This window comes from Tenacibaculum sp. E3R01 (assembly GCF_003318185.1).
Classification (GTDB): Bacteria; Bacteroidota; Bacteroidia; order Flavobacteriales; family Flavobacteriaceae; genus Polaribacter; species Polaribacter halocynthiae.
In genome coordinates, this window is sequence record NZ_QOCC01000026.1 from 182,265 (window position 1) to 197,212 (window position 14,948).

At 27.2% G+C, this 14,948-nt stretch carries 16 protein-coding genes; 6 read left to right on the plus strand and 10 right to left on the minus strand.

The window, feature by feature from the left end:
• The first annotated feature begins 84 nt into the window (after positions 1-84).
• A complete protein-coding gene (locus DS884_RS18595) occupies positions 85-1,257 on the plus strand; it encodes a nuclear transport factor 2 family protein (protein WP_199488223.1) in 1,173 nt (390 codons plus the stop codon).
• Here DS884_RS18595 and DS884_RS15745 read toward each other — a convergent pair whose 3' ends face one another.
• Together DS884_RS15745 and DS884_RS15750 are read right to left on the minus strand one after the other, a co-directional pair.
• The gene (locus DS884_RS15745) at positions 1,258-1,671 is read right to left on the minus strand and encodes a hypothetical protein (protein WP_093871713.1); all 414 of its coding nucleotides are present in this window, start codon (positions 1,669-1,671) and stop codon (positions 1,258-1,260) included.
• Positions 1,658-2,242, minus strand: coding sequence for an RNA polymerase sigma factor (locus tag DS884_RS15750; RefSeq protein ID WP_093871714.1), 585 nt, complete (start codon positions 2,240-2,242; stop codon positions 1,658-1,660). The genes DS884_RS15745 and DS884_RS15750 overlap by 14 nt, the downstream gene beginning before the upstream one ends.
• Positions 2,243-2,385: 143 nt before the next feature.
• Here DS884_RS15750 and DS884_RS15755 point away from each other — a divergent pair, with 143 nt between their 5' ends.
• From DS884_RS15755 to DS884_RS15775, 5 genes are all read left to right on the plus strand, one after another.
• Positions 2,386-2,769: a DUF6249 domain-containing protein gene (locus DS884_RS15755; RefSeq protein WP_113787432.1), complete on the plus strand. Its 384-nt coding sequence runs from the start codon at positions 2,386-2,388 to the stop codon at positions 2,767-2,769.
• Positions 2,770-2,863: 94 nt separating this feature from the next.
• Positions 2,864-4,189, plus strand: coding sequence for a hypothetical protein (locus DS884_RS15760; protein ID WP_113787433.1), 1,326 nt, complete (start codon positions 2,864-2,866; stop codon positions 4,187-4,189).
• A gap of 3 nt (positions 4,190-4,192) precedes the next feature.
• Positions 4,193-5,527, plus strand: coding sequence for a M28 family peptidase (locus DS884_RS15765; protein WP_113787434.1), 1,335 nt, complete (start codon positions 4,193-4,195; stop codon positions 5,525-5,527).
• Entirely contained in the window at positions 5,521-6,087 is a 567-nt protein-coding gene (locus DS884_RS15770) for a YdeI/OmpD-associated family protein (protein WP_093871718.1), read from the plus strand. Before DS884_RS15765 ends, DS884_RS15770 begins: the two co-directional genes overlap by 7 nt.
• Positions 6,087-6,968 carry a TIGR01777 family oxidoreductase gene (locus tag DS884_RS15775; RefSeq protein ID WP_093871719.1) on the plus strand — a complete coding sequence of 294 codons (882 nt, stop codon included), beginning with the start codon at positions 6,087-6,089 and terminating at the stop codon, positions 6,966-6,968. The genes DS884_RS15770 and DS884_RS15775 overlap by 1 nt, the downstream gene beginning before the upstream one ends.
• A gap of 12 nt (positions 6,969-6,980) precedes the next feature.
• Here DS884_RS15775 and DS884_RS15780 read toward each other — a convergent pair whose 3' ends face one another.
• From DS884_RS15780 to DS884_RS15815, 8 genes are all read right to left on the minus strand, one after another.
• Entirely contained in the window at positions 6,981-7,184 is a 204-nt protein-coding gene (locus DS884_RS15780; RefSeq protein WP_093871720.1) for a YwbE family protein, read from the minus strand.
• Positions 7,185-7,239: 55 nt separating this feature from the next.
• Entirely contained in the window at positions 7,240-7,689 is a 450-nt protein-coding gene (locus DS884_RS15785) for a YybH family protein (RefSeq protein WP_093871721.1), read from the minus strand.
• Positions 7,690-7,694: 5 nt separating this feature from the next.
• Entirely contained in the window at positions 7,695-8,123 is a 429-nt protein-coding gene (locus DS884_RS15790) for a nuclear transport factor 2 family protein (protein ID WP_113787435.1), read from the minus strand.
• 32 nt (positions 8,124-8,155) lie between these two features.
• Positions 8,156-8,902, minus strand: coding sequence for a type 1 glutamine amidotransferase domain-containing protein (locus tag DS884_RS15795; protein WP_113787436.1), 747 nt, complete (start codon positions 8,900-8,902; stop codon positions 8,156-8,158).
• A gap of 90 nt (positions 8,903-8,992) precedes the next feature.
• Positions 8,993-10,033: a helix-turn-helix domain-containing protein gene (locus DS884_RS15800; RefSeq protein ID WP_093871724.1), complete on the minus strand. Its 1,041-nt coding sequence runs from the start codon at positions 10,031-10,033 to the stop codon at positions 8,993-8,995.
• A 136-nt stretch (positions 10,034-10,169) separates the two neighbouring features.
• Positions 10,170-11,288 carry a nuclear transport factor 2 family protein gene (locus DS884_RS15805; RefSeq protein WP_113787437.1) on the minus strand — a complete coding sequence of 373 codons (1,119 nt, stop codon included), beginning with the start codon at positions 11,286-11,288 and terminating at the stop codon, positions 10,170-10,172.
• Positions 11,289-11,389: 101 nt separating this feature from the next.
• Entirely contained in the window at positions 11,390-12,346 is a 957-nt protein-coding gene (locus DS884_RS15810; protein WP_158530859.1) for a helix-turn-helix domain-containing protein, read from the minus strand.
• Positions 12,347-12,509: 163 nt separating this feature from the next.
• Positions 12,510-14,669, minus strand: a complete 2,160-nt coding sequence (locus DS884_RS15815) for a DUF5916 domain-containing protein (protein WP_113787438.1) — start codon at positions 14,667-14,669, stop codon at positions 12,510-12,512.
• Positions 14,670-14,948: the final 279 nt, after the last annotated feature.

Here is a 14,948-nt window from a genome sequence, read left to right on the forward strand (position 1 = left end):
TTTCTTATTCATAAATTTTAAAAATCCACTTTTGTTAACTCAAAGTGGATTTTTTAGTACTTTGGTAGTTTAATAAACTACATCATGAAAAATTTATTTGCTTTTTTATTTATATCCTCTATTTCATTTGCACAAACAAATACAGAAATTCATTTATTTGATATAAAGGAATTAAATGGAAATTGGATTGCTACAAATGCGAAAAACATTTCAAATAATGATGGTTATGATAGTCAACCTCACTTTTACAATAATAATACTATTTTATTTTCTTCTAATAGAAATGGAGAAATTGACATTGCTAAATACGATGTGATTTCTGGTAGTAAAACTTTTATCAGCAATACCCCAAACGGAGGTGAATATTCACCTCAACGAATTCCTTATTCAAAAAACATTTCAGCTGTTAGATTAGACAAAAATGGTAAGCAACGTTTTTATAAGTATGATATTAATACTGGAGAAAACTCAGAATTAATCAAAGATTTAGTAATCGCTTATCCAGTTTGGTTTGATAAAAACACGTTGATTTCATCTGTTATTGTAAATGATACCCTTGAACTTTTTATAAGTGATTTAAAAACTAAAACAAATCATTCTATCACAAAACAAGTTGGACGCTCACTTCATAAAATACCAAACTCTAATTTGGTTAGTTTTATGAAAAAAAACAAAGATAAATGGGAAGCTTGGTCATTAGATCCAAAAACAAAAGAAACAAAAAAAATCACAAATACTGGAACTACTGAAGATGTATGCTGGTTACCTGATGGTACACTATTAATACCTTACCAAAAAGCTATTTATAAATTCAATCCTAAAAAAGATAAAAGAGGTTCTTTGTTTTATAAATTCAAAGATGAAAATATTAATAACATTTCAAGAATTACAGTAAATAAAAATGGTACAAAACTAGCTATTGTTGCTGAAGTATCACCTAGAGCATTGGCACAAGAACAACTAGAAGGGTATAACAAAAGAGATATTGAAGCTTTTTTAAAACCCTATGCAAAAAACGTTAAGGTATACACATACCCTAATAAACTAAGCTATGAAGGAATAGATGAAATGCGAAAAAGGTATGCTCCAATGTTTGAAAAAACAAAAGACTTACATTGTAAAATAACAAGTAGAATTGTAAAAGGGAATGTAGTTATTGATGAAGAACTAGTTACTGCTAATGGAAATACTTTTAAAGCATTAGCAATTTATGAAATAAAAAATGGCAAGATTAGCATTGTTCGCTTTATTAGATAACTACATATTTATTTTTCTGGTAAAATACCCTTTTAGAAAATAAATTTGAACAAAAATCATTAATGTAAATAAGAAACATGTATACAAAATTGTATTTGAAATTGTAATTCCTTCAAATAATTTAGGTAATTGAATTGCATCTGTAAAATTCAAATTTACTTTCGGCATTTTAACCCAACCTAATGATGTTCCCCTTGAAACATACAGTATAGAAGTTACCAAAACAGCACTTAAAAGAAACCACACTTTTTTAGATATTAAAGGCGTTGCTTTATAGATATCTGCCTTTTTAGTTTCTAAAATAGCATTCATTATATTTGCCGTAAAATCAGTTGAAGGAGATTCTTCCTTTATTTCTTTAATATATTTTTTCGCAAATATATCTAACTCTTCTATATGCTTATTTTCTCCCATAATGATTTATTAATTCTGGTTCAACTCTTTTTTCTACTATAGTTAATAACCTTTTTCTTGCTCTATGTAATTTAACCTTCACATTTGCTTCTGATAAGTCAGTAATATCTATAATCTCTTTCAAACTTAATTCTTCAAAATAAAACAACCAAATAACTGAACGTTCATCTTCAGGTAGCTCAATCAAACATTTATTAATAATTTCGGCACGTTCTTTTCTTTCAATTGAATCTAAAACTCCTTCTGTTGATTTTATTTTATTAATTGTTATTTCATCAATCGTTCCAGTTTGATACTTTTTACTATTCTTTTTAATACTATCCAAACATGTTCTATATGCTATCTTATACAACCATGTTGAAAATTTAGCATCTCCTTTAAACTTGTCTATATTTTTATATGCCTTTATAAAAGTATCTTGAGAAATTTCTTCTGCCTCTTCTCTACTCTTCAGCATTTTTAATGCCAAAGTAAATACCATTATTTTATACTTTTCTACTAAAAAAGCAAAAGCATTTGCATCTCCTTTGAGAATTTGATTAATATAGATTTGGTCGTTTTTAATAGTCATTATATCTTTTGACTGTACCTTTCAAAAAAAGGTTACAGTTTTTTTGAAAAAATATTTTTTTTATTTTTTTGTAACCTTTTTTAAAACATCACAGTCATACCTTTCAAACACATTAAAAATAATCATTTAAATATAATAATAGTATGGAAGCAGCAATAGTATTTATGTTCTTATTCGCAGTAATTTTTGGAATTTTTTATTTATTCTATTCAACAAGAAATAAAGAACGTTTAGCATTAATAGAAAAAGGTGTAGATGCCAAAATTTTTATGCAAGGAGAAAGAAAACGTTCAACCTTAACTGGTAGAGTTATTATTTTAAATTTAGCCTTATTAGCTATGGGAATTGGTGTTGGTGTGCTATTAGGAGCCATTTTAAGTTCTACTTTTGGTTATAGTGGTTCATGGGCAAACCGTCCAAGTAATGCAATTGATTCAGAAGTATTCTTTATTTCTTCAATTTTCCTTTGTGCTGGAGCTGCATTATTTATTGGATTTAACTTAACTAAAAAAATAGAAAACGAATAAAATAATTTCATGTAGTAAAAACGCAACCACTTCCTTTTGAAGTGGTTTTTTTCTTTTAAAAAAGGCTGTATATTTATAACATAAATAACAAGCTATGAGTAGAGACTATAAGAGTTCTGTTTTTAAAGATTTACTAGATCGTTTACAACAAGATAGCTGGCAATTAGAGTTATTAATTTCTGGTTTTGCTATTTTTGGTTTGTTTACTGCTTTTCCTCATGTAAAAACTGCTTTAGAAATAGCAGAGAACGACAAGAACATTTATTCTTTTATAATTCTAATTGTTGCTTTAGTAGCTTGCTATATTCTTATATTTAACCTACTTGTTCATGTAATATTAAGAGGTTTATGGATTGGAGCTTTAGGCTTACGGTATATTTCTGGAGATATTGATTTTGAAGAATTAAACTACCATAATCGTTTCACTAAATATTTAAAAAAGAAAATCATTTCTTTTGATAAATATGTCGCTTCATTAGAAAATTATTGTAGTGTATTATTTGCTGCTTCTTTTTTATTGATTTTTTATGTAATCTCAATTACAATAATTGTAGTATCATTTATTCTTGTTGCAACCTATATAATTTCTAACGATAGTTTACCTAAGGATCTTAGAACTTTTATTGGGGCTACCTTAATGATAATTCTAAGTATTGGATCAATTTTAATGTTTATTGATTTTATTACCCAAGGATATTTAAAAAAGAAAAAATGGTTATCTAAAATATATTTCCCATTTTATTGGGTATTCAGTTTTCTAACTCTTTCTTTCCTATATAGGCCTTTAGTTTATAATTTTTTAGATAACAAATTCACTAAAAGACTTAGCATTTTTCTAATTCCAATATATATAGTAATATCTATATTTAATTCAGTAAAATATCAAAAATCAAATTATATAAACAGTACTAAATACAACTCCAATTTATATATTGACGATAGAGAATATGAAAATTTAAGAATTAAGGAAAATGATTTTGTAAGAGTTGCAAGTGTTCAATCGAAAGTAATAACAGATCCATTCATTAAGTTTTTTAAAGTTTTTAATGATAATGTTGAAGATAGAATTTATGCTTTCAACCCTACTTTAAAACCTTTAGAAGATAATAGAGGTTTTAAAACTGGTATTCGTATTTATAATAACAAATCTATTTCAAGAAAAAAAAGAGATAGTTTGGCTATTAAATATATAGAAACAATTAATAAAATGTATATCATTAAAATAGATACTACAGAATATAAACCTGATTTTTTAATAAGCCGTAACAAGCAAAATCAAGTTGGTTTTGAAACTTACTTACCTACTAAAGAACTTAATGAAGGTAAACATATTTTAAGACTGAAACGAAAGCTAATAAAAAAACAAGATACTTTAAAAATTTTAGAGTTAACTATACCTTTTTGGTATTTTAAACAATAAATCATGAAAAAAATAGTACTCATATTAATATTTCTATCAACAACTATTAACGCACAAACTGATTCTAAAATTTACGACATCATTAATAATGTTTCTGCAAATAGAATAAAAAAAGACATAAAAACTCTTACGGAATTTGGAACTAGAAATACTTTTAGTGATACTATTTCAAATACTCGTGGTATAGGAGCTGCTCGTCGTTGGATAAAAGCACAGTTTGAAACTATTTCAAAAAACTGTAATAATTGCTTAACCACTTTTTATCAAAAAGATTTCGTTACTAAAAAAGGAAACAGACGTGTACCGCATGATGCTTGGGTAGTAAATGTTGTAGCTATACAAAAAGGAACAAAGTTTCCTAATAGGTATATTATTATGAGTGGAGATATTGATTCACGTGCAAGTAACACAATGGATTTCACTACTGATGCTCCAGGTGCTAATGATAATGCTTCAGGTATGGCTGGAACTATTGAAGCCGCGAGGGTATTATCTAACTATCAATTTGAAAGTAGTATTGTTTATGTAGGTTTATCAGGTGAAGAACAAGGGCTATTTGGAGGTGCTGGATTAGCTAAATATGCTAAAGAGAAACAATGGGATATTATAGGTGTTTTAAATAATGATATGATTGGTAATATTAAAGGTGTTGATGGTATTATTGATAATCGAAGTTTTAGAATATTTTCAGAACCAGTACCTGCAAATGAAACAGAAAGACAACGTAGAGCTAGACGTTTTTATGGTGGCGAAGTAGATGGGATTTCAAGACAATTAGCAAGATATATTTATAAAACTACTAAAACATATATGCCAGAAATGAACCCTATGATGATTTATCGCCTAGATAGATTTGGTAGAGGAGGTCATCACAGACCTTTTAACGATTTAGGCTTTGCTGGAATTAGAATTATGGAGGCTCATGAAAACTATACGCAACAACATCAAGATATAAGAACTGAAAACGGAATTAAATATGGTGATACTTTTGAACATGTTAATTTTGAGTATGCTAAAAAACTAACAGCTGTAAATGCAATTACTATGGCTAGTTTGGCCTTGTCTCCTCCTAGTCCAAAAAATGTAGGAATTGGTGGTATTGTAGAAGCCTCAGTAAAATTACAATGGGATAAAGTAGAAGGAGCTAAAGGTTATAAAATTTATTGGAGAGACACTACTTCACCTACTTGGGATCATAGTAGGTATGTAGGTAATGTTAATCGGTTTTTATTAGAAGGGATTGTTATTGATAATTTTTTATTTGGAATTGTAGCAGTTGGTAAAAATGGACATGAAAGTATTGTTTCATTTCCTTCAAAGATTTTTAGAAAATGGTAGAAAAACCATTATTATATTTTAAAACTGACTCCGAATGGCGTAGTTGGTTATTTGAAAACCATACTAAAAGTACCGGTATATATCTCATTTTATATAAAATAGAAACTAAAATACCAAGTATGCGCTGGGAAGAAGCCGTAAAAGTTGCCCTATGTTTTGGTTGGATTGATTCTACCGTTAAAAGTTTAGGCAATGGTAAGAGACAGCAATACTTTTGCCCTAGGAAACCCAAAAGTGTTTGGAGTAAACTAAATAAATCTTACATAAAGGAACTGGTTAATAATAATCAAATGCACTCATCTGGGTTACAAAAAATCAAAATTGCAAAAAGTAACGGATCCTGGGAAGCACTAGATGATATTGATAATTTAATTATTCCTACTGATTTACAAATTGAGTTTGATAAAAATAATAAAGCCTTTAATAATTATCTAAACTTCGCTCCTTCTTATAAAAAAAACTATTTATATTGGTTACATCAAGCTAAAAGAGAAATAACACGTCAAAAAAGAATTACGGAGATAATACAATTTTGTGAAGCTAACAAAAAGCAACGATAATGACTAAAATATTGATAACTGGTGGTACTGGTTTAGTAGGTAAACATTTACAAGAAGTTTTAAAAAAGAATAATCATGAAGTTTCAATACTAACTAGAACTCCTAAAAAGAGTAATGAATTTCGTTGGAATATAAAAGAAGGGTATATTGATGAAAAAGCTTTTGAAAATATTACACATATTATTCATTTAGCCGGCGCAGGAATTGCTGATAAAAGATGGTCAAAAAAACGTAAAGAAGAATTAATTGATAGTAGAATTCAATCTGCTAATTTACTATTTGAATATAGTAAAAAGTTGAATATTCAATTAGAAGGATTTATTTCAGCTTCTGGTATCGGTTATTATGGAGCTATAACTTCTCAATCTATTTTTAAAGAAACTGATGCTCCTGAAAACGATTTCATTTCAAAAATTTGTATTCAATGGGAAAAAGCTGCCTTACAATTTAAAACTCTTGAAATACCTGTTACTATTTTACGTACCAGTATTGTCTTAACAAAAACTGGAGGCGCTTTAAATAAAATAAACACACCACTATTTTTAGCCGAATTAGGTAACGGAAAACAATATATGCCTTGGATTCATATTGAAGATTTATGTGCTCTATATGTAAAAGCAGTTAATAATAATACCTTTACTGGTATATTTAATGCGTCTGCTCCTGAGCATCATACTAATACTTCTTTTACAAAAACATTAGCAAAAGTAACTCGTAAACTATTATTACCTTTTAGTATTCCTTCTTTTATTTTGAACCTTATTTTGGGCGAACTTTCTGTCATTCTTTTAAAAGGAAGTAAAATTTCTACCGAAAAAACATCACAATTTTATTCGTTTAAATTTGAAAAATTGAACAATGCTTTAGATGATTTATTATAAAGAAGAAAGTTATTACTCTTCTTCTATAACATTTTTAACTCTTCCAACAATACCAGATTCTAACTGTACTTTTATTCCGTGTGGATGATTTGGTGATTTTGTTAATAATCTACTTACAATACCTTCCGTTAACTCTCCAGTTCTTTGATGATTTTTCTGTACTACTTCAACAATACTACCAATCTGAATATTTTTTCTATTTCTACCGTCTTTCATATGATTCTTTTACTTTACAAAAGTAAAAGAATCAGTGACAAACTATTAAATAAAGTTATAAACTATTCCAAATATCAAGATATATCTTCCAATTTCCCGCTACTTTTTTCCAAACGATTACATATTTTCCTTTCCAGCTAGTTTTCTTTCCATCTTTTTTAACTGTAGTTCCTTCATATATACCATAATCATATGCTGTATTTTTAACTATTCGTATTTCATGTTGCGTTATCTTATGTTGTATTGTTTTAATACCTTCTGGAAGTGTCCAATACTTTACTATTGCTTTTTTCCCTTCTAATATGTTACCCCTTTGAGGAAATATTTTTGCATCTGTAGTATAGCACTCTCCAATCATTTTGTAATTAGACGTATTTACATATTTAGAAAAGTTTTTAGTGTTTTCTAAAATTTGTTTAATCTGTTTTTCTTTTCCAATATATGTTTGGCTATTTGCTACGTTGATAGAAAGAAAAAGTAAGAATATATATATTAATAGTCGCATTGTATTTATTTATTTGATGTTTTTGGCTTTCTATTAAATATCTTATTTACTACTTTCCATTCCCCATCTATCTTTAATAAATTCATATAATCTATAAATGTAAATGATGGATATTCAATTTCTAATTTTGCATTTGCTGTATTTCCAGAAACATTTATATAGGAAATTTGTGTTTTTCTATTTTGCTTAGGCCCTTTTTTTGTTACTCTTTTAAAAAAACTTAGTGCATTTACTTCTTTATATATTCCCTTTGAAACAAATTTCATAGTTGCATCTTCATGAAATGCTTTTTTTAAAGTTTCAAAATCGTTATTTGTTCCTCCTTCTAAATAATAAGAAACTGTCTTTTCTACAAGCTTGTAATCCGATTCTTGTGCAAAGCTATTCATTGAACAGATGGTACAAAGTACTATTATGATAATTCTTTTTTTCATATTTAAATTGTTTTAATTTTTATTAAAGTATATTATTTTTCTAATAATTCTATCACTTTTTGAGCTACCGATACTGTAGCCGAAGGATCTTGACCTGTAATTAATCTTCCATCAACTACATAATTATTATCCCATCCTTTTTTAGAATATGTAAATCTCCCTCCATTTGCAACTATACTTTCTTCTATAGAAAAAGGAAATGTTTTATAATAAAAAGCTGTTTTATTTTCAAAAATTTCAGGAAAACCGTTTACTTCTTTCCCTGCGTACAAAAACGTTCCATTAGATAATTTTAAATTTACAATTCCGGCAGTGCCATGACAAATTGCAGATACAATACCTTTCTTTTCATAAATAGTTCTTGAAAGGTTTTGAATTCCTTTATTTTCGGGTACTCCAAACATAGCTGAACCACCACCACTATAATAAACAGCCTTATAGTTGATTTCAACAACACCTTCTGGAACTAATGTGTTCTTAAGTAAATTCATGAAATCTGAATCATATAAATACTTTTTTTGAATAGAATCAGATGTCTTTATATAACCGATAGGAATCGCACCTCCTTTAGGGCTTACAAAATCTACTTTATAACCTTTCTTCTTAAAAACATCATATGCCAAAACAATTTCAGAGAAATGATTAGCAGTATTTAATTTTGTATTTCCATATGTATGTTGATTTGATACTATAAAAAGTATTTTCCCTTTTTCATTTGTTGATGTTTTACACCCTAGTAAAACCAGAATGATTAATAACGAAAAGATTGTTTTTTGCATACTACCTTAATTTATCGCAATATGCATTCTTTCCTATAAAAAAAGGTTTTCAATTATAAATCCGAACTACCACTATGCAAACAAGAACTTTTAATTTTTACTATTTTCTTTTTTATATTTAGCTGGTGTAGTTCCTGTTACCTTTTTAAAAGTCGTGAAAAAGGTAGATTTAGAGTTAAATCCGCAATCATATCCAATTGTTTCAATTGTATATATTTTCTCAGATACTAATAACTGTTTTGCTTCTTCTATTCTAAGTTCATTTATAAATAAAGAAAATGATTTTCCTAAATTATCATTTAGAAGTTGTGACAATTGATGAGTTGGGATTTTTAGTTTTTTAGCAATCTCTGATATTTTTAAATCAGGATTTTTAAACAATTTTTCTTCTTTAATAACTGCTAATTTTTTAATTATTGGTTTAACTTCTTCTTCATCAAACTTTTTATTTTCATATTTAATTTTTTCTTCAAAAAACAAAGTGCTTTTATTTCTTTTAAATACCCATAATAATAGTAAAAGATAAAAAACAAATGAAAATGACAATGCCCCTACAATGTATGATGTAAAAGATCCTATATTATAGGATAACCATATTACTAATACGCCTATAAAAATACTTAATAACCATATTTCAATTTCTTTAAGTTTAATCGACTTATTAAATACATTTTTTATAATATACTTTAATTCTATTCCTGTTAAAAGAATATAAATTAACCATTGTATATAAATAATTTTAACAATAAATCGTGACCATAATTTTCTATGCTCTAAATAAGGATACAGTACTCCTAAAACTATTAAAACAATAGTAAATGGAATAATATGCAACCTCCATTTTTTAGTTTTGCTTTCTTTTATTAAGGAAGTTATATACAAATACAAAGCAGGACCAATTAAAACACATGCTGAGAGCCCTATTTGTATAAAAACACTTGACAGATTTGGATTAAAATATAAAAAAACCGATTTGATAATTCGTATACTTAAAACAAATAATAATAATGATAAAAAGTAATTTGAAAACTTCTTGTGTTTTGTTGAATACGCAAAATAAACACTTAATAGAAATCCATTAAATGCTCCTAAAGCACTAAAAAAGAATAATAATTGACGTTCAAAATCCATTAATGCTAAAGTAAAAAACGTTTGGTATTTACCATAGTATTCCTACAATTAAAATTGAACTAGTATATTAATACACTCTATTTTATTTAAACTATAACATAAATAAAATAGAGCGTTGATTAAAGTAATACCAAGACTATTTCATAGTTGCATTTATTATTTCAATTGTTTTTAATGAAACTCCCTTTGACGATAAATAATTTTGCCCAGTTATTAACCTTCCGTCTACTTCAACATGAGCTTTCCCTGGTTTAGAAAATTGAAATTTCCCACCTCTTTTCTCAATCGTTTGTTTAATTAAAAAAGGAAAGGTTTTAAAATAATCTTTAGTTTTATTTTCATAATCGTCTGGATATCCGCTAACATTTTTACCATCTACTAAATATTTCCCATCTTTAGTTTTTAAATTAATAATACCTGCTGTACCATGGCATACTGAAGAAACAATTCCTTTATGCTTTTCATAAATTTCCATTACAATACTTTGTATCTCTTTATTTTCTGGAACACCAAACATAGCACCACCTCCTCCGATGTATTGAACCGCTTTATATTTTGAAGCATTAATTTCTGAAGGTGATTTTGTGTTTTTTAAAGCATTCATAAAATTAGAATCGTATAAATATTTTTTACTCTCACTATCTGAAGTATTAATATATGCTAAAGGGACTGCTCCTCCTTTTGGACTTAAAAAATCAACAGTGTATCCAGCTTTTTTAAAAACATCATAGGCATTTACAATTTCTGAAAAACTATTTCCCGTTTTTAATTTTGTATTTCCGTAAAAATGAGCGTTTGAAACAACAAATAAAACGGCTTTTTCTTCTGGATCATCAACCTTTGTTGCTGTTTTACTAATAATTTTCCAATTACCATTAGTTTTCTTTAGCAAGAATAAATCAATATAAACCCATTTCCTTCCTGGCCCAGCTATTTCAACTTTAGCTGTTGCTATATCTTTCACTACCTCTACAGATAATATTTTACCATCACGTCCATTAAATTTTCCTTTTATTGAGTTTTTAAAAAAACCAGTATACTCCTTTGGAGTATAAACCTTAAAACCATCTCTTCCTGTAAGGTATAAAGTTGCATTTTCAGCAAAAGCACTTTCTAATAACTTTAATTTATTATAAGAACTTCCTTCAATATAGTTTTGTAATGTTTTCTTTACAAGTAAATTTTCTGTTTCTGTTTGCGCTTGTAGTATTTGAAATACTAAAAATAATACTACTAACAAGGTGTATTTTTTCATGACTCTAATTTTAGATTTTCAACAAACCTAAATAGAGAACCCTAAAAATTGGTTATAAGTTATAATTCAAGTGTCCAGAATTATAATTTTGGAATAAAAAATCACAAAAATTCCTTTTTATATTCTGATGGTGTTTTACCGGTAACCCTTTTAAACGTTGCGTAAAAAGTAGATTTAGAACTAAATCCAGCTTCAAAGCCTATGGCTTCTAAAGTTATTTTAGTTTCTTCTTTCAATAACTTTTTGGCTTCCTTAATTCGGTATTCATTTATGAATAATGCAAAGCTTTTTCCTAAATTATCATTCAACAATTGTGATAATTTATGTGAAGTAATATTCAATTCTTTTGCTATATCTTTTAATTTAATATTACTATTCTTATAAAATTGTTTTTTCTTTATTACCTCATGTAACTCTATAATCAGGCTTTCAGCTTCATTATTATCAATTTTCTTTGATACATATTTCTTAGGAATATCTTTGAAAATAGTCTCTCTATTTTTTTTTGACATAAAAAAGAAAAGCAGTCCATAAAAAACTAACGAGAAAACTAATGTTCCCAAAAAATACATCCAAAAATAACCAATTAAATAAGCTAAATAAATTAATACATTCCCTAGAAAAACAGCAACCAACCATAATTCAGAAGTGGAATATTTTAAACTTTTACTGAATATTTTTTTATAGATATTTTTTAAAACAAACCCAGAAAACAATATATATATTCCCCAAATCGTGTAAATAACTGTTACAAAATCTCTCCAAAACTCTATGTTTGTCCTATAAGGTTTAAGCAACCCAATAATAACGACAATAAAAAAGAGACTAAAAACATGTACTTTCCATGCAGTAGGTATTTTCTTTTTGTTTTCTACAGAGGATTTTAAATAATAAAATAACGAAACTCCAATTAAAAAACATGCTGAAAGACCTATTTGCATTATTAATAAATCTTTGGTTTCACTAAAAAGAGAGTATACTGATTTTCCTATCCTAATAGATAACATTAAAACTAGAAATCCAAATAATGTATTTTGTGTTCGCTTTGGTTTCCCCAAAAACAAAAAATATACACTTACAAGAAATCCATTAAAAACTCCTAGTGAGCATAAAAAAAACAAGATTGAATTATCAAAAGTCATTTAATGTTATTTATTATGCTTTCAAAAATAACAAAAACACTTGATGCTCTCAAGTGTTTTATTAACCTAAAATTTTTAATTAAAAATCAAATCTATAATTCATTTTAAAAGCTACTCCCCAATTGGTTCTAGTAATAGTTTTATTAAAATTATCGGTTACTACCAAATACACATACGATAATGGTTTATACTCCCATTGTAACCTGCTGCTCACATTAAAATTATCTCGCTGTGTGTTATACTGAACATACGTTGTCCAATTTAACCGATTATTAAAAAATACTTCACCTGTAAATCGAGTTAAATGAAAGGTTTCTTTTCCTAATAAATCTAAATCTATTTTATTAACATCGTAGTTGAATTGTAAATTTGCAAAAGGTAGTAGTTGATAGTTTAAATAGGCACCTGCAGCTACTCTACTTCCTGTATAGTAATTTCCTTTTTGTACATTAAAACGATATCTAAATCTTTGATTATTTGCTGAATTATACCCTATCTTTAGAATACCGTAATTATATGTACCTGGTATTAATGCATTTCCATTACCTAATGGATCAAAACCGTATTTTAAATCAACATAATCATGTTTAAAAACATAATATAAAGCTGATAAGTTTTTAAAAAATAGAGCCCCATTTAAAAAGTGTGATGACTGACTTACAGTTCCACTTTCATTAAAATAAGTATTGTTATTATAATTTAAATAACGAATGGAATTTAACGCTTTAGAGTTTTCATAAAATTTTTCAAACCTAACACTTCCTGTTGTCTGGGTATATCCTTCTCTAATTACTATATTATTTACCGCATCAAAATTATATAACCTTGGAGTAAATCCAACATCAGTAATATAATTTTTACCTACATTTTTCATTGCTGCACTCCAACTAAAACCTCTTTTATTAAACCATATCCCAGCATTATAAAAGTTATTATCTCCAGAAACATCATCATTAAAACTCTTCCCAAAATTTGCTATTCCAGTCCATTTATTATTATCTGATTTATAATTCACATTAACTCCTGCAACTCGATTATAATCGTCTATAAATTCAAAACCTGCTGTTTCTTGTCTATTAATAAAAAAACCTGTAGCTGTAAAATTTTTAGACAATTGTTGTTCAGCTACAATAGCCCCATAGTTTTGAGATTGAACACTATTTTCTTTTTCAGTTTGAACATTTAAAACTCCAATTCTTGTTTTAGATGAAACATTACCAGATAATTTTAATCCAAATTGAATTGGACTTTTTGAGCCTATACGCCTTGAATAAAAAGGATTAACCCCACTTACCCCCAAATTTGAAAACAAATCAGCATTCTCAAGGAAAAAGTTACGTCTTTCAGGGAAATTCACTGCAAAACGAGTAAAATTTGTTACCTGCTGATCTACATCGATTTGGGAAAAATCAGGATTTATAGTAGCATCAAATTTTAGTGATGAAGTTATATTATACTGTACATCTAAACTTGGCTTATATGTAGTATTACTAGTATTATTTTTAACATCATTTTGATTATTGATTGTTAAAGAAGGTGTAACAGTAAAGCGTGATGGAGATATTTTCGGCAAGTGTTCAATGGTAAATTTTTCAGTAAATCGTAAATCAAATAAACGATAATTCCTTTTCACATTTTTTAAAATAGTCCATGAATTAATTTTAATATCTCTCACATAAAATTGAATTCCAAAAACAGTATTATTTTTATTAAAATTTAAAGACTTCAAGGGGATTGCTATCTCATATTGCTTTTGTTTTCCATTCATAAAAGCTTTTGCTTTCCATACAGTACTCCAACTTGTACTAAAATCATACCCTTCATTTACACGTTCAACAATTCCATCAATTTGTGTACTGTAGCTATTTACTGAAAAATAATATGCGTTTTGTTGTTGATTTTGTGTATCTAAAACCATAGCAAATCCATCACTCAAACCTATAGGAGTATCGCGTTTTAATGAACTTACTTGTGTTTTTGGTGTACTATCATTATAAATTAAACTCACAAATAAATATTCTCCATTATGAAACATTTTTACTGATGTTTGATTCTTTGCTAAACCAACATCAGTAGGCGCATAATTATAAAATCCTGTATATGCAGTCAATTTATTCCAAGTTTTCTCATTTAATTTACCATCAATTTTAATTTTAGTATCTATAAATTTAATAATTGGCTGTTGAGAAAAACTATTTACTATGAAGCTTAATAGTAATAAAGTTAGAAAATTTTTCATTTTTATATTTTAAGTTTCATCAAAAGTATTATTGTTACTAACATCTCATAAAATAAGTAGACAAACTCAGCTTTAACGCAACTAGAAAGTGCTTTTAGTTTCAAATTTTATTTTATCCTCATAAACTACCTATACAACATCTTCAAACCCTATTTCGGCAATTTTAATGGTGAAATAGAAGCTATAATTGTATTTTAGCTAACTGTATGATTATTTTTAAAAACAAATATCTTTTTTCTAGTACCGTATTTTTTAAACATATATTGTTTTGGTTATGTG

What these genes read in the sequence shown, in the direction of transcription:
- DS884_RS18595 (WP_199488223.1), top strand. Translation starts at nt 85, where the DNA reads ATGAAAAATTTATTTGCTTTTTTATTTATATCCTCTATTTCATTTGCA.
- DS884_RS15745 (WP_093871713.1), bottom strand. Translation starts at nt 1,671, where the DNA reads ATGGGAGAAAATAAGCATATAGAAGAGTTAGATATATTTGCGAAAAAA.
- DS884_RS15750 (WP_093871714.1), bottom strand. Translation starts at nt 2,242, where the DNA reads ATGACTATTAAAAACGACCAAATCTATATTAATCAAATTCTCAAAGGA.
- DS884_RS15755 (WP_113787432.1), top strand. Translation starts at nt 2,386, where the DNA reads ATGGAAGCAGCAATAGTATTTATGTTCTTATTCGCAGTAATTTTTGGA.
- DS884_RS15760 (WP_113787433.1), top strand. Translation starts at nt 2,864, where the DNA reads ATGAGTAGAGACTATAAGAGTTCTGTTTTTAAAGATTTACTAGATCGT.
- DS884_RS15765 (WP_113787434.1), top strand. Translation starts at nt 4,193, where the DNA reads ATGAAAAAAATAGTACTCATATTAATATTTCTATCAACAACTATTAAC.
- DS884_RS15770 (WP_093871718.1), top strand. Translation starts at nt 5,521, where the DNA reads ATGGTAGAAAAACCATTATTATATTTTAAAACTGACTCCGAATGGCGT.
- DS884_RS15775 (WP_093871719.1), top strand. Translation starts at nt 6,087, where the DNA reads ATGACTAAAATATTGATAACTGGTGGTACTGGTTTAGTAGGTAAACAT.
- DS884_RS15780 (WP_093871720.1), bottom strand. Translation starts at nt 7,184, where the DNA reads ATGAAAGACGGTAGAAATAGAAAAAATATTCAGATTGGTAGTATTGTT.
- DS884_RS15785 (WP_093871721.1), bottom strand. Translation starts at nt 7,689, where the DNA reads ATGCGACTATTAATATATATATTCTTACTTTTTCTTTCTATCAACGTA.
- DS884_RS15790 (WP_113787435.1), bottom strand. Translation starts at nt 8,123, where the DNA reads ATGAAAAAAAGAATTATCATAATAGTACTTTGTACCATCTGTTCAATG.
- DS884_RS15795 (WP_113787436.1), bottom strand. Translation starts at nt 8,902, where the DNA reads ATGCAAAAAACAATCTTTTCGTTATTAATCATTCTGGTTTTACTAGGG.
- DS884_RS15800 (WP_093871724.1), bottom strand. Translation starts at nt 10,033, where the DNA reads ATGGATTTTGAACGTCAATTATTATTCTTTTTTAGTGCTTTAGGAGCA.
- DS884_RS15805 (WP_113787437.1), bottom strand. Translation starts at nt 11,288, where the DNA reads ATGAAAAAATACACCTTGTTAGTAGTATTATTTTTAGTATTTCAAATA.
- DS884_RS15815 (WP_113787438.1), bottom strand. Translation starts at nt 14,669, where the DNA reads ATGAAAAATTTTCTAACTTTATTACTATTAAGCTTCATAGTAAATAGT.